The sequence below is a fragment of the Rhodospirillaceae bacterium genome, from assembly GCA_002746255.1.
Lineage (GTDB): Bacteria > Pseudomonadota > Alphaproteobacteria.
In genome coordinates this window covers 295889-315770 of the sequence record NVWO01000001.1, presented here as the reverse complement: position 1 = coordinate 315770, position 19882 = coordinate 295889, and the positions used below count along the sequence as shown (strand labels likewise).

The window sequence follows — 19882 nt, the reverse complement described above, 5'->3', positions numbered from 1 at the left end:
CCTCATTTTGTTTCTGTTTCGCAGTTTGTATGGGAGCTATCGTAAGTCAGCAAGGATTCATCCAGAGCCAGGAAGGATTCGTCCAGAGACGGCATCGGGCGACCAAGAATGGCCTCTGCCTTTGAACAATCGAGCGACATATCGCCCGGACGCGGTGCCCTTAAATTCCGGTCCTTGACCAGGCCCGCGTGAATCAAGCTTTTATCCAGACCCGTCCGTTCGGCCCAGCGCATTGCAAAGTCATATTTGCTGACCCGCTCGCCCCCCGCAAGGTTCAACACACCCGACACCTTCTTATCGACCAATTCGACAATCCGTGCACACAGCAAATCCGTCGCAATTGGTGTAAAGAAAACGTCTGAAAATGCGTTGATAGGACGGCCGGCGCATAATTCTTCGGTCAACCAATCGCTAAACGACTTGCGCCATGGAAGGCTGGGCCCAAAAAAATTCGTCCGTAGAACAAGGGATTGGGGATGCGCCTTGCGCACTTCAACCTCCCCGCCCGCCTTTGTCTTCGCATAAACGTTGATTGGATCGAGAGGCATATCCTCGGCAACCGACCGACATCTGCCATCCCAAAGATGGTCCGTTGATATATGGACAAAAAAGCAGCCCTGCCTGTTGGAAGCGTCTGCAAGGCGACCTGCCAGATTGCTGTTCAGCAAAACCGCTTGATCCGGGTCATCTTCGCATTGGTCAACATTCGTAAGGCCGGCGCAATTGATAACAACGTCAGGGGCAATGTCGGATATGGCACGCTGACAGGCATCCTTCCCATCCAGCAAATTCACTTGCAAACCGAAACGCGCGAGATTTCCCAAAAGCGGATGCTGCCAATAAAGCGCGACAACCTCATGATTGCGGGCCTGCAAATAACTGGCAAGCCGCCCGCCAAGCAGGCCACTTGCGCCCACAATCAACCATTTTTTCGCGATTTTCACGCCCCGATACCCGCATTCCGCCTATGGGCCGCCCCACAGGCCCCGCGTACGGAAAGGCCGCTTTTGGGGCAGGCGCTATTGTTCAACCAAGTCTCTTTATTGTCTGACAATTGAGTGCGGACACTTCGAATGCAGATTGTTTTTCATCCATGCAGACCATCGCCGGTCCAGAAGAAGATTTTATGAAAGCAGGGAGTTACAGAGGATATTCTGGCAAGCTACCGCCGTTGAGGTGAATCGGCTCCACCCAACTTTGTCGAGACTTCCATTTACCATGTTCACCGGATGAACGTCAATATAGTTCACCGGATGAACGATAAATTAAAAAGACATCAAAAGTCAATAAAGCTATTTAATCTCAGGCTGTTATTACCTAATTTCCCCGTCACTCTGGTGAGCCTCCCCTCACCTGTCGAGGCCCCGCTAAAATCCTGGGGCAGGCCGTCGGCCCTGATTAGGCCACGATCGTCCATGTCGAGCTTCTATTTCTGAGGATTTCAGACGCAAAAAGCCTAATTATTGAGCAGTGAATATTCTACCTATTTCTTAGCCGTTTCATATTCGCCCGATGGCAGAAGGCCTGGCGAGAGAGCCCACACCCTTGTGCCCTATCTTTTCGAACGACGTGATTGCGCATGGCCATTCCAGCGACAGGTTTTTGAGCCCGACGCACCGAAGCGAAAGACGCGGAAAATGCGCCTGGCTTTCCGCCGCGTTTCTTTTTGCAGCTTGGCATTCACGCCCTTCTTTTCGTCGGCAGCGTAACGCTGCTGATTTGACGAACCAAGGACCCAGCTTCCAGGCTTCAGGCGACAAAGGAAGCAAACCTCCCTATTTTCGGATAGGCTTCTCTGGCGCCGCGCGATGCGCGCTGCGTGAGGTTCCGGATTGCGATGGGAAGGAAAAAACGGATGAAAAAAGACCTATTCCGTAGCGACGCCCTGCACCAACTGCGCGATCCGCAGCAATTGGACACCACGCTGAAATTGATCTCGCCCGCCAATTGGCTGGCATTGGCAACCTTTGGCGTCATCGTCGTCGCCTTCATTGCCTGGTGCTTTCTTGGCACCATCCCTTTCCGGGCGCAGGGGTTGGGCATTGCCCTGAAACAAGGCAGCACCGTCTATGAGATGACCGCGCCGACCGCCGCCGAAGTGGCCGCCGTTGATGTCACGGTCGGACAACAGGTGAAAAAAGGCGACCGCCTGGTGCTGTTGCGGTTGCCGGACATGGAAGCGCGGCGGGTTACGGCGAAAACCCGCGTCGTAACACTAGAAACCCAGCGCAAAAAACAGGCCACCTTCATCAAACGCAACATCGCGTCACGGCGGCAAAACACGGAAGCGCAGATCCGCGCGCTTGAGGCAAAGATTCAAACCCTGCAAGAACGCGAACGCTATCTTGAAGAACAGCTATCCATCAAAGCGCGTGAATTGGCGAAAGGCTACATCACCAGCCAGGAACACGACGTCACCCGAACGCAATTCCATGAGGTAACCCAAGGCATTCGTGATTCCAGGGTCGCAATCGCGCAGCAACGCGCCCAACAAACGGAATTCGAAAACTCGCGTGAGCAAGAATTGGCTCAGCTTGATGAAAAAGTCCTCGAGGCCCGTGGGGAACTGCGCCAAGTCGAAGCAACCGTCGAAACCGAAAAAGCCATCTACAGCCCCGTTGACGGCGTGGTCACGGAAATTGCCACAAAACCCGGCGTGCTGGTCGCGCCTGCCATGGAACTCGTGGAAATCGAAGGCCACGGCACAGGCTTGCTGGCCTACGCCTACCTTCCTGTTGCTCAAGGAAAGCGGGTCATGCCTGGCATGCAGGCGCAGATCAGCCCAACGTCGATCGAGCGCGACATCTATGGCTCGATCATCGGCAAGGTACGATCGGTTAGCGCGATGCCGGTAACCGGCGCCGTCCTGGATAACAAATTCGGCGACCCAAAACTGACCGAAGAGATGCTGGCCGGCGGCGCACCGATTGAGATTGAGATTGAACTCATGCGCGACCCTGCCACTGTCAGTGGCCTTGCCTGGTCCTCTTCAAGCGGCCCCCCGGTCCGAATTACATCCGGAACAACGGTTTTGACATCCATCATTATACAGGAAATTCCGCCTGTTGATCTGATCGTGCCGATCTACAAAACATGGATTGCCGGCAAACGCCCATGACACCGCCCATGACACCCCCCATGACACCGCCCATGACACCGCCCACGAAAGAAGTGGCGCATCGGCGCCGGGTACGAACGCCGACCGTTCTCCAGATGGAGGCTGTCGAATGCGGGGCGGCGGCGCTTGGCATTTTACTGGGTTATTACGGCCGCATCGTGCCCCTGGAAGAATTGCGCGTCGCCTGCGGCGTCTCGCGCAATGGCGCCAAGGCTTCCAAAGTCGTTGCCGCAGCGCGCAGCTATGGCATGGAAGCCAAGGGGCTGAAGCTTGAACTGGAAGAAGCAAAAGCCGAGCCGGTGCCCTATATCGCCTTTTGGGGGTTCAACCATTTCGTCGTGGTGGAAGGTTTTTCCGCCAAATACGCGTTCCTCAACGACCCCTCCAGCGGGCCTAGAAAAGTCACCCTCAAGGAATTCGGCGAAAAATTTACCGGGGTCGCGCTTGCCATCAAGCCCGGCCCGGATTTTCGCAAAGGCGGCCACCGACGCAGCCTGTTCAAGGTGCTGGGCGCGCGGATTGCCAATTCCCTGCCCGCGGTGAGCTATCTGATGGCCACAAGCCTGCTGTTGGTCGTGCCCGGCTTGCTGCTCTCCGTTTTCCTGAAAACCTTTATCGACGATGTGCTGGTCCTTGGCTTCAACGACTGGATTTTGCCCCTGCTGATCGGCGTGGTGTTCGCGGCAGTCTTAAGCAGCGGCCTCACCTATCTGCAACAACGCATCTTGTTGCTGCTACAAACAAAACTCGCTGTCACCACGGCAAGCGAGTTTTTCTGGCACGTGCTTCGCGTGCCGGTTGTCTTCTACACGCAACGTTACGTCGGCGACATCGCCGATCGCGTGCAGTCCTGCCATCGTTTGGCCGGCTTGCTGTCCGGCCCCCTGCCTACCAACGCCGTCAATTGCCTCACGGTTGTTTTCTTCGCCGTTGCCATGTCCATTTACAGCGTGAAGTTAACGGCTGTCGCTGTCGCGTTGACGTTGTTAAACGTCTTGGTTCTGCGTCTGGTCGCCCGCCGACGGAAAGATTTAAACAGCGTCGCGCTAAACCAGATGGCCATGTTGAGCGGTGCCTCCATGGCCGGCTTGCAATCAATCGAAACGCTGAAATCCACGGGCACGGAGAACGACTTCTTCGGCACCTGGTCGGGGTATCAGGCAAATGCGGTCAACACCTCCCAGCAATTGGGCGCCATATCGACGCTGCTCAGCAGCGCGCCCAGCCTGATCGGCCAACTGACGACGGCGGCGGTGCTCGGCGGCGGTGCCTGGCTGGTTATTTATGGTGAGTTGACGATCGGCGGCCTCGTCGCGTTTCAAATCCTGCTTGGCCTGTTTGCAGCACCGGTCCAGGGATTGGTCAGTTTTGGCAGCCAAATCCAGGAGATCCAGGGCGATATCACGCGCCTGGACGACGTGCTGCGCTACCAACAAGACCCCATGCTCGCCTCCGAAGACATGGCACCACCGGCCGCGGCGAACAAAGCGGTCGCGCCGTCGGCTCCAACCCACAAATTAACCGGCCATGTTGAATTAAAGAACGTCCGTTTTGGCTACGACCCACTTGAAAAGCCGTTGATCGAAAATTTCAGCCTGACGCTGACACCGGGCAAGCGGGTTGCCCTTGTTGGCGGTTCGGGCAGTGGCAAATCGACTCTTGGGCGCCTGATCCTGGGCCTTTACCAACCAACGGGTGGTGAGGTTCTTTACGATGGGCGGCCCATTGTAAAAATTCCGCGCTCGGCCTTTACGGCATCGGTTGCATCGGTCGATCAGGATATTTTTATGTTCGAAGGAACGATTGCCGAGAATCTTACCTTGTGGGACCCGACCATCTCGCGCAGTGAAATCCTCGCCGCCGCAAAAGATGCGTGCATTCATGATGTGATTGCCGCCCGCCCGGGCGGCTATGACAGCCCGATGGCCGAAATGGGCGCAAATTTCAGCGGTGGGCAGCGGCAGCGTCTGGAAATCGCCCGCGCACTGGTTCGCAATCCAAGTGTTCTGGTCCTCGACGAGGCGACATCCGCACTCGATGCCGCAACCGAAAAGGAAATTGATGATAATTTACGCCGCCGCGGCTGCACCTGCATCATCGTCGCCCACCGTCTGAGCACGATTCGCGATTGCGAGGAAATCATCGTGCTCGACGAAGGCAAGGTCATCGAACGCGGCACCCATGCCGAACTCATGGCAGCAAAGGGCCGTTATGCCGAATTGGCGGCCATGCAATGAGCGGCCTCGATTTTCTGTTCGGCGAAGGCGGGCTGCAAGAAGCCATAAAACCGGTTTGGGCAGAACCGGCACAGAGTCTTGTCAAAGCGTTGGCCCTTGAAGGGCAAACCCGGCGTTTAGGCGCCAATGAAGCCTTTTTACTGGATGCGGCGCCCAAAGGCTGGCTGGTGTTGTCGGGTGCGCTTGATCTCTTTCTTTTGTCCGATAGCGATGCCGGGCCGAATGGCGAGCAAACGCGGCATCATGTGCTGCGCGTCGAAGCGGGCGGCCTCGCCTTGCCCCTTGGCAGCAAGGAGAATTCCCATTTTTTAGCGGTGCCTTCGAATGGTGCCGAACTGGTTGCCTTTGATTGGCATTCTCTTTTTCGTCTAGCCACAGATGATGATTTTGGCGAAGCCACTGTGGCCGCGCTAACGGAATGGCTAACCTGCCTGGCAATGGCAAGTGCAGAGACCCGACCGCCAAAGACCGTGCATCTTGTCGATCCGTCGACCACCTTGACCCTGACCGAAAACCACCCAATTGCCATAAATCATGGCGTTTACTGGCTGGCAACGGATGCGGCGTCGCTAACACTTCCGAAACAGGAAAAGAAGGCCACGCATATTCCAATGGCCCCTGGCCTTTGGGTACAGCCCGGCGTTGACGGCCAGGTTCAACCTCTGACCATGAACGCTTGGTCGGCAACGCCGCAAGCCGCAAGTGACCTCGCCGCTTTTCAGGATTACGCCATTGCGCGCATCGCCGCCAAGGTTGTCGCCCGGCGCGACAAAGAGTTCCAGCGCGTACAGGCGGCCCGCCAACGCCGCGGCGCAACTTTTGCCAACGCGCTGGCCAGCCTCGGTGGCGTCCTGGCCAACAGACGGGTCCCCCTTGTCAAACTTCCCAAAGAACCCATCGCAGCGGCGGCAATGTTGGTGTGGCGGGAAATGGGCCTTCATATCGCCATGCCTCTGACGGTCGAAGCTGCCATCGCGCGCGACGCAGACCCGGTCGGCGCCCTTGGACATAAATGCGGATTGCTGCAACGGAAAGTTCACCTGGCGGATGACTGGTGGCAAAGCGATCAAGGGCCGCTGCTGGGGTTTTACGGGCCTAACAAGCGCCCTTGCGCGCTGCTGCCGGTCGGCGTGAAACGCTACCGACTTGCGGACCCCGATGACGGCACAATCCGACCAGTAGATGCAGCTTTGGCAAAAGAAATTGCTGCGGAAGCCTTCATCTTTTGTGCCCCCTTCGCCGAACGGCGGGTTGGCCCACGCGAACTTCTTAAATTTGGCATTCGCAACACGCGCTACGACACCACGACAATCGCCGCCATGGCAATCGTCACGGGCATTTTATCTCTGGCGCTGCCGATCATTACCAGCTGGATCGTCGATCCCGTAATTCCCGAAGCGCAATTAAGTCAGCTTGGCATCCTGATCGCGGCGTTGGTCGTTGCGGGCGTGTCCATAACCGCCTTCTCGCTCGTGCAATCCCTCGCCATGCTGCGCTTGGAAGGGGGCATGAGCAACCGCGTGCAATCGGCCGTTTGGGACCGCCTGCTCGGCCTGCCCGCCTCTTTTTTCCGTCGTTTCACTGTCGGCGACCTTACCAACCGCGCCCAGGGCATCGATCGCATACGGGCGTTAATGACGGGGGCGGCAACCGCCTCGCTGCTCCACGTCGTGTCTGGCCTGTTCAGCCTTGGCTTTATGGTTTTTGTAAGCTGGCGATTGGCTGCGATGACCGTCGTGGTGGCGGCGCTTTATAGCTTCGTCGTGCTGTTGATTGGCCGCCGCATCCTGTCGCACAATCGCGAAACCCTGGCCTTGACCGGACAATTGCAGGGGCTGGTTCTGCAATTGCTTGGTGCCATCGGCAAACTGCGCGTTGCCGGCGCCGAACCAAGCGCCTTTGCACGCTGGGCCGACCCTTATGCCCGCCTGCTTCGCGTGAGTTATCTGCAACAACGCCTCAACAATTTGCTCATTGTTTTCAAGAGCAGCTTCCACTTCCTTGCCATTGGCGGACTGATTTTAGTGGTCGCCTTGCAAGGCCATGAGTTTCTGGCCCTCTTTAAAACGCCAAGCACCTGGGCAGAGATCGACGCCGAAGCGCTTCACCGCATCATGCCGACCGGTAAATTCATGGCGTTTCATGTTGCCTTCGGGCAATTCCTGGGGGCCGTCTTCGGCATCACGCAAACCCTGGTGCATTTGGCTACCATCAAACCGCTTTACGAACGCATTCAACCAATCCTTGAGGCAGAGAAGGAAAACCAGGAAGAAGCGGAAGACCCCGGCGAATTAATGGGCGATCTGGAAATTCGCGACGTGCGCTTTCGCTACGACGCAGACGGGCCGCTTATCCTCGATGGGCTATCGCTGCGTGCCAGGCCGGGCGAGTTTATTGCCATTGTCGGCCCTTCGGGCGCCGGCAAATCGACCTTGGTACGTTTGCTGCTGGGCTTCGATACGCCAGAGAGCGGCTCGCTTTTCTATGACGGCAAGGACATCAAGTCGCTGGACAAGCGGCTTTTGCGCCGCCAGCTTGGCGTCGTCCTTCAAAACGGCCGTCTGTTATCCGGTTCGCTTTTTCAAAACATTGCCGCAGGTGCCAATCTAAGCCGCGACGGCGCAATGGAAGCCGCCCGTCTGGCCGGACTGGACAAGGACATCGAACGCATGCCGATGGGGTTGGAAACCTTCCTTGGGGAAGGTGCCGCAACCTTGTCCGGAGGCCAGCGCCAACGCTTGATGATTGCGCGCGCCGTCGTACGGAAACCACGCCTTTTGATTTTCGATGAAGCCACCAGCGCCCTTGATAACGAAACCCAGGCGGTTGTCAGCGACGGCTTAAAAGCCCTTAGCGCGACGCGCATCGTCATCGCACACCGGCTATCGACCATTGTCGACGCCGACCGCATCTATGTGATTTCCGATGGCCGCATGGTGGAAGAAGGGACTTTCAAGACGCTGATGGCGAAAGACGGCCTGTTCGCCGATTTGGCCCGGCGGCAAATGGCCTAAACATGGGCGCCATCCATGGGAATCCCGCACAGGCTGCCTGGGAAAAACTCTGCCATCATATCGATGGGCTCGCCATCGGCTCCACTGTCGCCACCCTCGAAAAAACAGGCGTGCTCGCCAAATTGGCAGACGCGACGACGCCCTTGCCGCTGGACGCACTGGCGGCGGCACATGGGTTAAAGCGCGGCTATGTGCATTTGGCGGCACGGCTGCTGGCGCTTCAGGGCTGGGTTGAACGCAGTGGCGATATTCTGCGCGGCGACACCCATGTCCTGCCAACGAAAAGCGGCCGCGCCTGGCTCAACGAACGCGCGGCCTACCGCGCCGTTCCATCATGGCTTGCCTTTGCTCGTTCAATCGCCCCGGCGATCACAGGAAAGACGCCGCTAGCGCCCATGCCGCCACTTCCCAAGCAAGGCGGCAACACGCGCATTCCCCTGCAATTACGTGGGGCCGCGATGGCGGCACTGATGGCAACCGGCACAAGAACAGGCCTCTTTACGCCCTTTGGGTCCGAAGCCGGCCGTAAGGTCGCCCTTGCCGAACTTCCGGCACCACCGGAAACCCTGGCCCGGGTTTTTGACCTGCTTCTCTTTGAAGGCTGGATCGAGCGCAGCGCGGAACACGTCGCCTTCACGGCAGAAGGGGCCGCGGCCATGACCATGGCACCGCAATATTTTCACTCGGTGAGCTATCTGGAAACGCTGGCCGCCGTGCCGGAATTGATGCGGGGAGGCGCGACGGTCAAGCTTGGACGTGACAACGAAAACATCGAAGGCCATGTCGATCGCGAGATGGACGTGCGCTTCAGCGGCCTGGTCTTTGCGCGCAATTGCCGCGATCCTTTTTTCGAGGTCGCCCTGCCCCTTTTCGACAATCCGGATTTGTCCGCACAGCCATGCGCCGTCGTCGATTGTGGCGCTGGCGACGGCACGCTGTTGCGCGAACTGTACCAGGCCATTGCCACGCGCACCCGGAGAGGCGCGCAACTGGCACGCTATCCCCTGACGATGGTGGGGGTTGAATACAACCGCGTCGCCCAGGACATAACGTCGGCAACCCTTCGGGATGCCGACGTGCCGCATAGAACATTGGCCGGCGACATTGGTGAACCGGCAGCCTTGGCCGATGCCCTGGCAGCGGCAGGACTGGCCCCTGAAAACGTTCTCCACGTCAGCAAATCGGTGATCCACAACCGCAACTTTCGCGGTTACGCAGAGCCCATTGCCGATCCGCTGTCCCAGGCGGTGTTCGTATCCCCCGATGGCAGCCTCATTCCCGCCGCTGCGCTGGAAGCAGATTTAGGTGCCTTCTTTGCCGCCTGGCAGCCCCATATTTCCCGCCACGGCATGATCGTCATCGAAGCCCATGTCGTCGCCCCCGAACTGGCAGCAGCGCGGATCGGAGGCAATGTATTGACCTGCCTGGAAGCAACCCACGGCTTTTCCCATCAATATCTGGTGGAGATCGACGTGCACCGACGCGCCGCATGGCGCGCCGGGCTTCGGCCCTACCATCAGCGCGACCTTGGTGCCGCCATGGTCGGTGCCCCAATCCTTTCGCTGGACCATTACCGGCCAGCCTGAAAGCTGGTCAGGTCGCCAGAAAGTCGCCCAGCAGCGGCGTCAATCCAGCCGTGTCGTAGAGAAAACTGCCATGACCGCCGGGACTGTCCAGGGTCATATGATGCGTCGGCGCGCCAACCGCTTCCAGCACGGTTGCGATTTCCGCCATTTCTTCCGCCGGATAACGCCAATCCTTGGCATAGCTAACCAGCAATGTCGGCGAGCGGTAATTGGCAAAAACGTCGCGTAACGATCCATGCCCACGCGTCATATCAAAATAATCGACGGCCCGGGTCAGATAAAGCAGGCTGTTCGCATCCATCCGCCCGGCTGCATTTCGACCCACGTTTTCCAGGAAAGCTTCGGCCTCGAATTCCGGCTCAAACCCATATGCGGGTACTTTTCCGGCAAGGTGTTGCAACCCAAATTTCTGTTCATAGGTTTGGCGGTTCATCCAAAAGAGCGCCCCGAACTTCGCCATCAGCCCCAAACCCGCGTCAGGCGGCGGGCCATCGTAATAATCGCCACCCTTCCAGTTTGGATCGCTTCGGATTGCGTCCCGTAAAACCGACCACAGCGCCAGATTATGCGCCGACGTGCGCGGCGTCGCTGTAATTACAACAGCGCGCCCAACCCGATCCCCATGCCGCGCCATCCATTCCAGGACCTGAAAGCCCCCAAAACACCCACCCGCAATCCCATGAAAGCGGCGAATGCCAAGATGGTCTGCCAAATGCACCTGGCTCGCCACGCTGTCGGCAATCGTTGCGATGGGAAACCGCATGCCATAAGGACGTCCGGTTTTTGGGTCGGACGACGCCGGACCGGAACTGCCGCCGTAACTGCCCAACGCGTTCGGACAGATAATGCACCAGCGGTCGGTATCCATTGCCTTGCCGGGCCCGATGACCGCATCCCACCAGCCCGGCCGCCGTTGCGGTCCACTTTGGCCGGCCGCATGCTGATCGGTGGTCAGCCCATGCAACACCAGAATTGCGTTGTCGCCCGCCGCGTTCAATTCGCCATAGCGCGCATAAGCAATCTCGAAAGGGTGCAGGTCGCGCCCGCATTCCAAATGCAAGGGCTCGTCAAAAACAACGGTTTCGGTATGAACAATCACGATGCCACCGAGATCAACGCATCCTCCTGGGGATCGCGGAAAAAATACCCGCCAGGAAAATCGACAAGCGGCGGCAACGGCAACACCGGGTCGTGCAGCGGAAGCGTCAGCACACGCCCATCCACTTCCAGGACAAGGCGCCGCTCGACAAGTTCGGCAAGCGCCTCTTCCATCGCGTTTTCGGAAAGGCCTTCGCGCGCCAAGTCAGAAAACAAACGGGAACGTGGCGGCGTTGCCTCACCCGCTTCCAGAAGGCGTTTGGAAACGCCAACGAGACGGTGCGTGGAAGCAGTGGCGCAAGACCGCGTGTCTTCAACCAACAGCACGCCCGCTTCTTCCCGCATCGTCAAAATCGGTATTGGCCCCTCACGCCAGGCCGTCAGCCAGGCGCGCAACGCATCCCGGACCGCATCAAGACCCGGACGTTCCGTGGCGCCGCCATGCTGCAGGCTTCGGCCATGGTCCTGCGCGCCCACTTCCTCAAAGAAATAGGCCTGGTCTGCAAGTTCCCCCGGCGACAATGGATAGACGTAAGCGTAGAGTTCGCTTGGCGTGAGTTCCAAATCAAAGCGCGCCGCTTCGTTGAAGTAAGGGCTATAGCGATCAAAGCGCAACGCGGCGATGCCGCCCGGCTGCAAATGGCTGAGCCATGGAATCCAGGCCGCCATTTCCTCATACCAGACGTCATCCTCACCGGGGAATTCGGTCAAAAGCGACCAGGAAACACGCAACCCATATTGCCGGCATAGCCGCAAAAGACGCACATTGTTCCAGGCCGTTACGCCCTTGCGCATCAGTTTCAGCACGTCGCTGTGCAGGCTTTCAATGCCGGGTTGAATCCAGTTGACGCCAGCAGCAATAAGCTGGCGAAGCTCGGCAGGCTTGAGATTCGCTTTCGTCTCATAAAACAGATTGATCCCGCGCTTCGAGGCAGCAAGCGCCGGCAGCAGGGTCTTGAAATAATTTACGTCGAGAATGTTATCGACGGCTTCCAGATTGGAGATGCCGTACCGGGCAACCAACGCGTCAATCTCGTCCAGCACTTGCGTCGCCGGCTTTGCCCGAAAAGCCATGCCGCCGCCGTTCAGGCCGCAGAAGGTGCAATGCTGCTTCATCCCCCACCAGCAGCCGCGGGCCGTCTCGATCGGCAGGCCAGGACGAATATGTTTGCAATAGAGCGAATCGGCATGGGCCTGAAAATAGTCGTCGTAATCAGGCAATGGCACCTTTGACATGTCCTGGGTCGTCGCACGGGGAAGCCCGTCGCCATTCGCGGCCTGTGGATAGCCCTGCGCGCGGTGCACGGGGCCAAACGTGCCCTCGGGAAGATCCTCCGCCGAAAGATCAGCCCCATCGCGCAAGACGCCCCGGCAAAGCTGGGCGATAAACCCGTCTGCTTCGCCAGAGACGACGTAATCCACCCAGGGAAACGCCCGATGGGTGGTTCGCCCCATGACGGTTTCGCAATTCGCACCACCCAGCATGGTCACCACGTCCGGCGCACGTTCCTTGATCCGGCGCAGAAGCGCCAAAGCCGCCACATGTTGCTGGAACGTCGATGTCGCGCCAACAATTTCCGGGCGGGCAGCCAGCACCTTGTCGGCGGCCCAATCGACAAAGTCCGGAATCTGTTTCCGCAACTCCAAAAACCGCGCGGTCAGGGCCTTGGGGTCCTGATCCTTGGCAAGCGCGCGATTGCGCACCATCAACCGCTCGAGATAACGCGCATGGTCCGTTTCAAAATCCGGAAAGGCAACGCCGCTAAACAGCCAATCCACAAGCAGATCTTCCGTGCGCACCTTTTCGAACAGTTGGTACGTCTCCATCCCGACAAAATCGAGAAACAGCAAATTGGGATAAAAGGCTTTGGCGCGCAGGCCATCCTGGGAAAGGGCCGCCTTTAATTGGCCAAGGGCAATCGAGGGCCGTTGCACGGCCGCATATGGCATGGCAACCAGCGCCACGTCGATCGCATCGTCGATCGCATCAATGGACGCCGTTGCCGGATCAGTCGCCAAGCCCAAAAAACTGATCCTCCACCCGGTTGCGATAGGCCTCAGGGTCCTGATAATCGACCGGCAGGGCAAGCACCTTGGCGGTCAACCCCCCGGTGGAGGCATATAAATCGGCGGAAACCAGCACCACTTCGCGTTCGGCCTGTTCAATGGCGGTCATGGCATTCAGATAATTTTCGCGGACGTCGAGAAATTCTCGCATGGTCGTGGAACCGCGACGCAGCAGATAGGCTACGCCCTCCTTTGCCTTTCTGGATTCGACCAGCCTTTTCCGGTTGATGGCGGCGACCTGCTGTGCCGATATGAGCTGCTCCCAGGCGCTGTTGACCTGATTCTCGACGGTCAATGCCACCGCCTGCAAGGTCATACGCGCACCAAACAGGTTTTGCTTTGCCGCACGCACGCGCGAATGGTTGCCACCCCCCTCATAGAGCGGCATGGTCATGCGCACGCCGTAACGCCACGTGTTCTCGCTGTCGATTTCGTCGTACGCGCCCGCATTGCCGGTATAGCGGGACTTGTCCCTTTCGTGGGTATAGCTGTGAAAGAGGCTGACTTCGGGAAGCAAGACGCCGGTTAAGCCCCGCAGCCTTGCTTCACTGGTGCGAATGCCGCTCTCCGCTGCGCGAAGGGTGGGGTTCCGCGCCTGGGCAAGCGAAAGCGCCGCTTCGCGTGAGGCGGGCAAATTTGAAAATTTTGGCCAACGGCTCAGCTTCTGAGGCGCCGCGGTTACAACTGCCTGAAAGCGACTATGCGCCACGCCGCGTTGGCCAATGGTCTGGGCCAGTTGCGCCTCGGCCTGGGCCAGCGAATCGCGTAGCTGAGCCAGATCAATGGTGGTGCGCTGCTGGGCCGCGACCATCTCTATCAATTCTTTTTCAAGATTGCGGAGGCCATTGACATTTCCCCCAACAATGTCGACGAGAGTGCGATAAAGCACAACGTCGGTATAGGCCGTGACAACCTCTTTGAGAATTTGCTGTTCGGTGGTCATGTAGTCGGCTTCGGCCCTGGTAATCTCGGCGCGGGCCTCCCGGATGGCCGCCACGGTTTGGCCACCACGGTAGATCGGCAACGTGACGTCGTAGCCAAATTTTCGATCCGTCGCATCCGTCGTTGTCTTGTCGGTCGCGCTGCCGACACCGGCGGCAACCTCCCGATCACGTTGCGTGATGTGCGAGCGCCCTTCCTCGGCGCTAAGGGTAATCGACGGCCGCCAGAAATTTGCTTTTGCCTGGGGAAGCTGCTCGTCGGTGGCGCGTAAATTCGCCCGGGCGGCAGCCAGATTCGGATTGCGCTCATAGGCCCAGGCAAGCGTTGCTTCAAGGCTTTGCGCAAAGGCACCGAAACCGGGCAACCCCGAAAGGGAAGCCGATACCACCATCAAAATAAAGCTATTGCGCCATCGAATGGTCATGTTGTTTTCAATCCATTTGCCAAAGCGCCCCTGACAATGGCCGACACGATGGGCCGGTGCGTGCCGTAAAGCCTACATCTCCAAGGGCTGCATTGACAAGGCGAGAAGGATAAGAAAAACATTCTAAAACCTTGCATAATTGCAATGTTTTGTAATGTTTTTCTGAGTCGCCAAAGCACATCCCCTAGGCTAGGCTTGCGGCAGAATCGCTGGCGTTGATAAAGATGCGCCGTTTGGGATCGACGGCGTAAAGTCTAAGCGCCACGTAAAAAACACAGGAGAAGAACCATGAGCCAAGCCGATGTCGAACGTTTTGTCGCCGATTTGAAAACGAACCCGGATTTGCTTACCGAAGTCAAAGAAAACGCCGGCGGCATTGCCTCCGTCGTCGAGATCGCCAAGGGCAAGGGCTATGACATTACCCTTGAGGAAGCAAAATCCTACATTCAAAGTCAGGCAAAGCAAGAGTTGAGCGACGAACAGCTTGATTCCGTCGCTGGCGGCAAGGGCCATCATCACCACCATCACCATCATGGATCCACAGTGACTCAGACCAATACTGTACAAACAGCCGAGGCTGTCACCACAGCGGTCGAAGCCGCCGAAGTCGCCGTCGTTGCTGTCGTCGTTCTGACCTAATCCCGCCAAAGCAACAACGCTCAGGAGAGCCCTTATGAGCCAGGCCGATATTGAACGCTTTGTCGCCGATTTGCAGGCAAACCCGGACCTTCTTGCCGAGGTCACAAAAAACGCCGCCGTGTGTTAGCGACAAAAATAATTGAATAAAAAAGAAAACATCATGCGCAGCACGACCAATACCTATCGTTCCATCTTCGATTCGCGGAGCGCGGAAGAGCTTCGCCAGCTTGCCCATATCAAGCGGTTCATGGAACGCCTCATCGCGGACCCGCATTTTCGCGACAAGCTGCGCGATCATGCGGACGATCTGGAAAGCCTGAAGCAGGTTACCGAAGAATATGGCCTTGATGCCGACCCGGCATTGATGCTGCCCCTGTTCCATCGCCAATACCTGAAATACCGCCACACCGACGACGAGAAAAAATGGCCGCTCTCAGAGCTATGGTCGGATTACATGCGCGAGATGATCGCGCACCGCGATCGACTGCGCGAGGCCGGCGATGCAACAGACGCAAATCCGGCGTTCAACACCTGGCGGCAGCGGCAGATCGCCCGTTCGATGAGCGAACTTGGTGCGTCTGGCCCCAACATCACCCATCCCCTTGTCGCCTATGAGCTTTCGCAAGGCTGTTCGATGGGGTGCTGGTTCTGTGGCATTTCGGCTGAGAAGTTCGAGGGGCATTTGCCCTACACGCCCGAATCTTCAGCCCTTTGGCGCGGCGTGCTGGAGACAATGACCGAACTGTTCGGGATGGCGGCCCAAACCGGGTTCTGTTATTGGGCGACGGACCCGATGGACAACCCCGACTATGACCGCTTCATCGAAGACCACCACCGGATCACCGGGTTCCTGCCACAGACGACGACGGCAGCACCCCTCAAGAATCTGGAACTGACGCGCCGCGTGCTGGCGCTTTTCGACAAACACCGTTGCGTCACGAATCGCTTCTCGATCCTAAATCTAAAAATCCTTGACCGTGTCCATGCCACCTTCACGCCTGAGGAATTGATGGGCGTTGAACTGGTCATGCAAAACCGCGAAGCGCTCACCTCAAAGGCAAATGCCGGACGCGCACGCCAACGAAAGCAGAAATTGCGCGAGGCGGGAAAATCGGACCGGATAGCCGAACGCGACGACGACCATGCCACCATCGCCTGCGTCAGCGGCTTCCTGATCAACATGCTGGCCCAGACCGTGCAGATGGTCAGCCCCACCCGAGGCGGGGATCGATGGGAGCTTGGCTATCGTATTTACGAGACCGCGCATTTCAAGACCACCGCCGAATTCCGCGCGGCCATTGAAGGCATGCTTGCCCGCCATGGCGGCGAACAGCTAAGCGGACAGGACCGCATCGCCTTTCGTCCCGACCTCACCTACCACCCAAAGCCGGACGGGTTTGAACTGAAGAACGCGACGGTAACCCACAAATTTCGCGGGTTTTCCTTCGCCCGGCAACTTGGCGATCTGATTGCAGACGGTGACAAAACGGCCGGCAATATTCACGCCGCCCTCGTCAATGACGGCGTCGATGTGTTCCTTGTCGCCGAAACTTTGCGTAATTTATTCGCAGGCGGGTTGTTCGACGACGACCCGGTCCATGGTGGCATCGGCATCGAGAAAAAGCTCGTCGACCCCGTATCCATCAAGGCACAAGCGGCTTCGTTGTAACGCAGGCATAGCCCAGCGACAAAAGCCAGGGACGCATGCGACGTAACGCAAAACGTAACATGCGCGGCTTATCGACCGGTGTCGTATAGATAAAATGATCCAGCTTCGTGTGCCGTTTCTGGCGCTTGGCAACCTCCCACCACAAAGGCAAAATGTGCCCCTTTCCCTGTAGCGTCTCCGTCACGTAGGAGCACGTCCAACGCAAGGTGCGTTCATCCAGAACGTGGGTGAGAACCCAACCAACAACTGCGCCATCTTGCAACAACGCCAGGCTCGTCGCGTCATGGCAATCCGCTTCAAAGTGAAACGGGTCAAGCAGATCGGGGTAAAAATCAGGATCGACCACCTTGCGTGCCCGCAAGGCTTCGCGTTCCGCCGCGCTTATTTCGGACCAGGGGCGAATGGTGCTGTTTTCTGGAATGTGTGCCCGTGTCAGCCAGGGCGTCTGATAGGCATGGGCAAGATCGGTCTTGCAGACCGCCTGGCGCAAAATCGGCTGCGACCAACCGGCCTTCAGCAGAAAATGCGCATAGGCCTGATCTTCCGCGTCAACGGTGAAAAAGTGCACGCCAAGCCCATAGCCCCGTGCGGCGAAGGCCTTTTCCAAAACCTCGGTCAAGGCGCCCCTTAGACCGCGCCCACGGTAAAAAGACTGCACATAAAGAGAGACCATTTCAAACTGCCTTTCCGGGCCACCCATGCCAAAGGCAAAGGCGACAGGCTCATCCTCCACGGCGACACCGACGAACACCATCTCGCGATCCCTTGGCGGCGCTGTCACCAGGTGACGCAACGCCGGAAAGGTGAGATGCGCATAGGCGCCGGCCACGTCCGGAGAGAGAATTTCAACGGCAATCATTCAATGGGTTTTCCAAAATTTCCTGTGCAAATACATGATGAGTTTGGCGCGTTGTATGGCTTAAGGAAAGACTCCATACTGCAGGCAAGTTATCTGGGGGGGAAATGCGTCAAACAAACACAAATCGAAAGACAATCATTGCCGGCATCATCGGCAATGTCATGGAATGGTACGATTTCGCCATTTATGGCTATTTCGCCCCCATCATTGGCGCCCACTTCTTTCCATCGGATGACGCCGCCACTTCGGTCATTGCCGCCTTCGGTGTGTTTGCAGCAGGCTTTTTGATGCGCCCCTTCGGCAGCATTGTTTTTGGCCATATCGGAGACAGGATCGGACGCAAGGCAGCCCTGACTTTGTCGGTTATTCTGATGGCCATTCCAACTTTTCTGATTGGCGTGCTTCCCGATTATGTGGCGATAGGCATTGCGGCCCCTGCCCTTCTTGTCGCGATGCGGTTGCTACAAGGCCTGTCGGTAGGCGGTGAATACACAACCTCGATCGTTTTCCTGGTTGAACACGCACCGAAAAATCGTCGCGCCCTTACCGGGTGTTGGAGCATATGGGGGGCCGTTGCAGGCGTTCTGCTTGGTTCGGCAATTGGCGCGCTAATTTCGAATCTTTTGACGGCAGAAGAAGTCTCGGCCTGGGGCTGGCGAGTGCCTTTTCTTTTGGGCATCGCCATCGGATTAAGCGGGCTTTACATCCGCCGGCACGTGATGGAAGAAACCACGTTGAAAGAGGATCGCCCAAAATCGCCTGTGATCGAAGCCTTTCGCACAGAGTGGCGGACGATGCTACAGATCGCCGGGTTTAACGTCGTCAATGCCGTCGGTTTTTATATGATTTTTGTTTATGCCGTCACCTGGTTGAAAGAAACGGCGCATGTAACGACGGCAAGGGCGTTGGATATTAACAGCCTGAATATGCTTTTGATGCTGTTGATGATTCCATTGGCGGCCCTAATGGCAGATCGTTTTGGGCGCAAAGTGGTGCTGATGAGCGCGATGATAGGCATTGTTCTCTTTTCCTATCCGTTGTTCTGGCTCATGCATCATGGTGCCGATGGCATGACTTTTCTGGGGCAATTTGGCTTTGCCCTCCTGATCAGCATGATTTTTGGAAGCTACCCAACGATGATGGTCGATATGGTCGCACCACGGTTACGGGTGAGTACGATTTCAATCGGGTACAATCTATCCCTTGGGATTTTAGGCGGCACCACGCCGATGGTTGCGGCCTATCTGGTCGCGCGAACCCATGTTGACCTTTCACCGGCCTTCTATCTGATGGGGGCGGCCATTGTTTCTCTGCTGGTCTTAAGAACCATCAAGGAAACCGTCACCAACTACCGGGAACCCATAAATTCAGACTGAAGAACCGCCGCGGTCAGCCGCCGGATGCGATTGCCGACAGCAACCGCTTCCTGAACGTTCGATCCTTTTTTAGATGCCATTCCCGGCGCATTGCCTCGCCTCGCATGTCGTAACACTCCGCATATAATAGAGCCCATTTGCGCCCACGGGTCGAACGCGCGCCCGTCCCGGAATTATGTTCACAGAGACGCCGTTCCAAATTGGTCGTCCAGCCAACATAGGTGCGCCACCCACCTTTCCCTTCGCTTCCAAGGACATATACAAAACACGCCATTTTTCTAAGCTAGCAGAGGGAAAGACATATGGCATCGACGCAATGCCTTTGCGGCGACCTCTGAGAAATGTGAAAATACCGGCAACCGGCAACCGGCAACCGGAAAAATTCACATGGACCAAAGGGAGAGCGACAATGAGCGATACCCACAAGGGCAGATGTTTTTGCGGCGAGGTCGAGTTTGAGCTTAGCGGCACACCAACCGTCATGGGCTATTGTCACTGTGAGGACTGCACGACCTGGGCAGCTGCCCCCATCCATGCGTTCAGCCTTTGGTCGCCGGACAGTGTGCGCATCACCAAAGGTGAGGCCAGCATCGCTACTTTTAACAAAACGGAAGCCAGTTACAGAAAATTTTGCAAAGTCTGTGGCGGCCACCTCATGACCGACCACCCAGGCATGGGCCTTGTGGACGTTTGTGCGAATGTGGTGCCAAGCCTTACGCACACACCTTCGGTGCATGTGTATTATGTGAAGAAGACAATCTCGATAAAAGACGGCCTTCCAAAATTCAAGGACATGCCCGAGGCCTTCGGCGGTTCCGGTGAAACGCTACCGGAATAGGGCCTCATCGGATTA

The 19882-nt window shown here is 57.4% G+C and carries 14 protein-coding genes; 8 read left to right on the top strand and 6 right to left on the bottom strand.

Annotated features, from left to right (window positions below):
- Window positions 1–2: 2 nt before the first annotated feature.
- Window positions 3–944 carry an NAD(P)-dependent oxidoreductase gene (locus tag COA65_01520; GenBank protein ID PCJ61655.1) on the bottom strand — a complete coding sequence of 314 codons (942 nt, stop codon included), beginning with the start codon at window positions 942–944 and terminating at the stop codon, window positions 3–5.
- An 893-nt stretch (window positions 945–1837) separates the two neighbouring features.
- Here COA65_01520 and COA65_01515 point away from each other — a divergent pair.
- The 4 genes from COA65_01515 to COA65_01500 are packed head-to-tail and all read left to right on the top strand — an operon-like array spanning window position 1838 to window position 9955.
- Complete coding sequence (locus COA65_01515) at window positions 1838–3118, top strand: NHLP bacteriocin system secretion protein (GenBank protein ID PCJ61654.1); 1281 nt, start codon at window positions 1838–1840, stop codon at window positions 3116–3118.
- A 32-nt stretch (window positions 3119–3150) separates the two neighbouring features.
- Window positions 3151–5355, top strand: a complete 2205-nt coding sequence (locus COA65_01510; GenBank protein ID PCJ61767.1) for an NHLP family bacteriocin export ABC transporter peptidase/permease/ATPase subunit — start codon at window positions 3151–3153, stop codon at window positions 5353–5355.
- Window positions 5352–8369 (top strand): NHLP bacteriocin export ABC transporter permease/ATPase subunit, encoded by a 3018-nt coding sequence (locus COA65_01505; GenBank protein PCJ61653.1) that lies wholly within the window; start codon window positions 5352–5354, stop codon window positions 8367–8369. Before COA65_01510 ends, COA65_01505 begins: the two co-directional genes overlap by 4 nt.
- 2 nt (window positions 8370–8371) lie before the next feature.
- Window positions 8372–9955, top strand: coding sequence for a hypothetical protein (locus tag COA65_01500; GenBank protein PCJ61652.1), 1584 nt, complete (start codon window positions 8372–8374; stop codon window positions 9953–9955).
- Window positions 9956–9962: 7 nt separating this feature from the next.
- Here COA65_01500 and COA65_01495 read toward each other — a convergent pair whose 3' ends face one another.
- The 3 genes from COA65_01495 to COA65_01485 are packed head-to-tail and all read right to left on the bottom strand — an operon-like array spanning window position 9963 to window position 14486.
- On the bottom strand, window positions 9963–11057 hold the full coding sequence (locus COA65_01495; protein ID PCJ61651.1) for a homoserine O-acetyltransferase: 1095 nt from the start codon (window positions 11055–11057) through the stop codon (window positions 9963–9965).
- Complete coding sequence (locus tag COA65_01490; GenBank protein ID PCJ61650.1) at window positions 11051–13072, bottom strand: radical SAM protein; 2022 nt, start codon at window positions 13070–13072, stop codon at window positions 11051–11053. Before COA65_01490 ends, COA65_01495 begins: the two co-directional genes overlap by 7 nt.
- Window positions 13062–14486, bottom strand: a complete 1425-nt coding sequence (locus tag COA65_01485) for a hypothetical protein (protein PCJ61649.1) — start codon at window positions 14484–14486, stop codon at window positions 13062–13064. Before COA65_01485 ends, COA65_01490 begins: the two co-directional genes overlap by 11 nt.
- Window positions 14487–14774: 288 nt before the next feature.
- On the opposite strand from COA65_01485, the gene COA65_01480 reads away from it, so the two are divergent.
- Window positions 14775–15125 carry a hypothetical protein gene (locus COA65_01480; GenBank protein PCJ61648.1) on the top strand — a complete coding sequence of 117 codons (351 nt, stop codon included), beginning with the start codon at window positions 14775–14777 and terminating at the stop codon, window positions 15123–15125.
- Window positions 15126–15264: 139 nt separating this feature from the next.
- Window positions 15265–16794 (top strand): radical SAM family RiPP maturation amino acid epimerase, encoded by a 1530-nt coding sequence (locus COA65_01475; protein ID PCJ61647.1) that lies wholly within the window; start codon window positions 15265–15267, stop codon window positions 16792–16794.
- Here COA65_01475 and COA65_01470 read toward each other — a convergent pair.
- Window positions 16769–17653, bottom strand: a complete 885-nt coding sequence (locus COA65_01470) for a hypothetical protein (GenBank protein ID PCJ61646.1) — start codon at window positions 17651–17653, stop codon at window positions 16769–16771. The two genes, COA65_01475 and COA65_01470, sit on opposite strands and share 26 nt — an antisense overlap.
- A 104-nt stretch (window positions 17654–17757) precedes the next feature.
- Here COA65_01470 and COA65_01465 point away from each other — a divergent pair, with 104 nt between their 5' ends.
- The gene (locus COA65_01465) at window positions 17758–19029 is read left to right on the top strand and encodes an MFS transporter (GenBank protein ID PCJ61645.1); all 1272 of its coding nucleotides are present in this window, start codon (window positions 17758–17760) and stop codon (window positions 19027–19029) included.
- Between the two features lie 13 nt (window positions 19030–19042).
- Here the strand turns inward: COA65_01465 and COA65_01460 are convergent, their stop codons facing one another.
- The gene (locus COA65_01460; GenBank protein PCJ61644.1) at window positions 19043–19303 is read right to left on the bottom strand and encodes a hypothetical protein; all 261 of its coding nucleotides are present in this window, start codon (window positions 19301–19303) and stop codon (window positions 19043–19045) included.
- A 135-nt stretch (window positions 19304–19438) separates the two neighbouring features.
- Between COA65_01460 and COA65_01455 the strand changes: the two genes are divergently transcribed.
- Window positions 19439–19867 carry an aldehyde-activating protein gene (locus COA65_01455; protein PCJ61643.1) on the top strand — a complete coding sequence of 143 codons (429 nt, stop codon included), beginning with the start codon at window positions 19439–19441 and terminating at the stop codon, window positions 19865–19867.
- The last annotated feature ends 15 nt before the right edge of the window (window positions 19868–19882 follow it).

What these genes read in the sequence shown, in the direction of transcription:
- COA65_01515 (PCJ61654.1), top strand. Translation starts at nt 1,838, where the DNA reads ATGGGAAGGAAAAAACGGATGAAAAAAGACCTATTCCGTAGCGACGCC.
- COA65_01510 (PCJ61767.1), top strand. Translation starts at nt 3,151, where the DNA reads ATGACACCGCCCACGAAAGAAGTGGCGCATCGGCGCCGGGTACGAACG.
- COA65_01505 (PCJ61653.1), top strand. Translation starts at nt 5,352, where the DNA reads ATGAGCGGCCTCGATTTTCTGTTCGGCGAAGGCGGGCTGCAAGAAGCC.
- COA65_01500 (PCJ61652.1), top strand. Translation starts at nt 8,372, where the DNA reads ATGGGCGCCATCCATGGGAATCCCGCACAGGCTGCCTGGGAAAAACTC.
- COA65_01485 (PCJ61649.1), bottom strand. Translation starts at nt 14,486, where the DNA reads ATGACCATTCGATGGCGCAATAGCTTTATTTTGATGGTGGTATCGGCT.
- COA65_01480 (PCJ61648.1), top strand. Translation starts at nt 14,775, where the DNA reads ATGAGCCAAGCCGATGTCGAACGTTTTGTCGCCGATTTGAAAACGAAC.
- COA65_01470 (PCJ61646.1), bottom strand. Translation starts at nt 17,653, where the DNA reads ATGATTGCCGTTGAAATTCTCTCTCCGGACGTGGCCGGCGCCTATGCG.
- COA65_01465 (PCJ61645.1), top strand. Translation starts at nt 17,758, where the DNA reads ATGCGTCAAACAAACACAAATCGAAAGACAATCATTGCCGGCATCATC.
- COA65_01460 (PCJ61644.1), bottom strand. Translation starts at nt 19,303, where the DNA reads ATGGCGTGTTTTGTATATGTCCTTGGAAGCGAAGGGAAAGGTGGGTGG.
- COA65_01455 (PCJ61643.1), top strand. Translation starts at nt 19,439, where the DNA reads ATGAGCGATACCCACAAGGGCAGATGTTTTTGCGGCGAGGTCGAGTTT.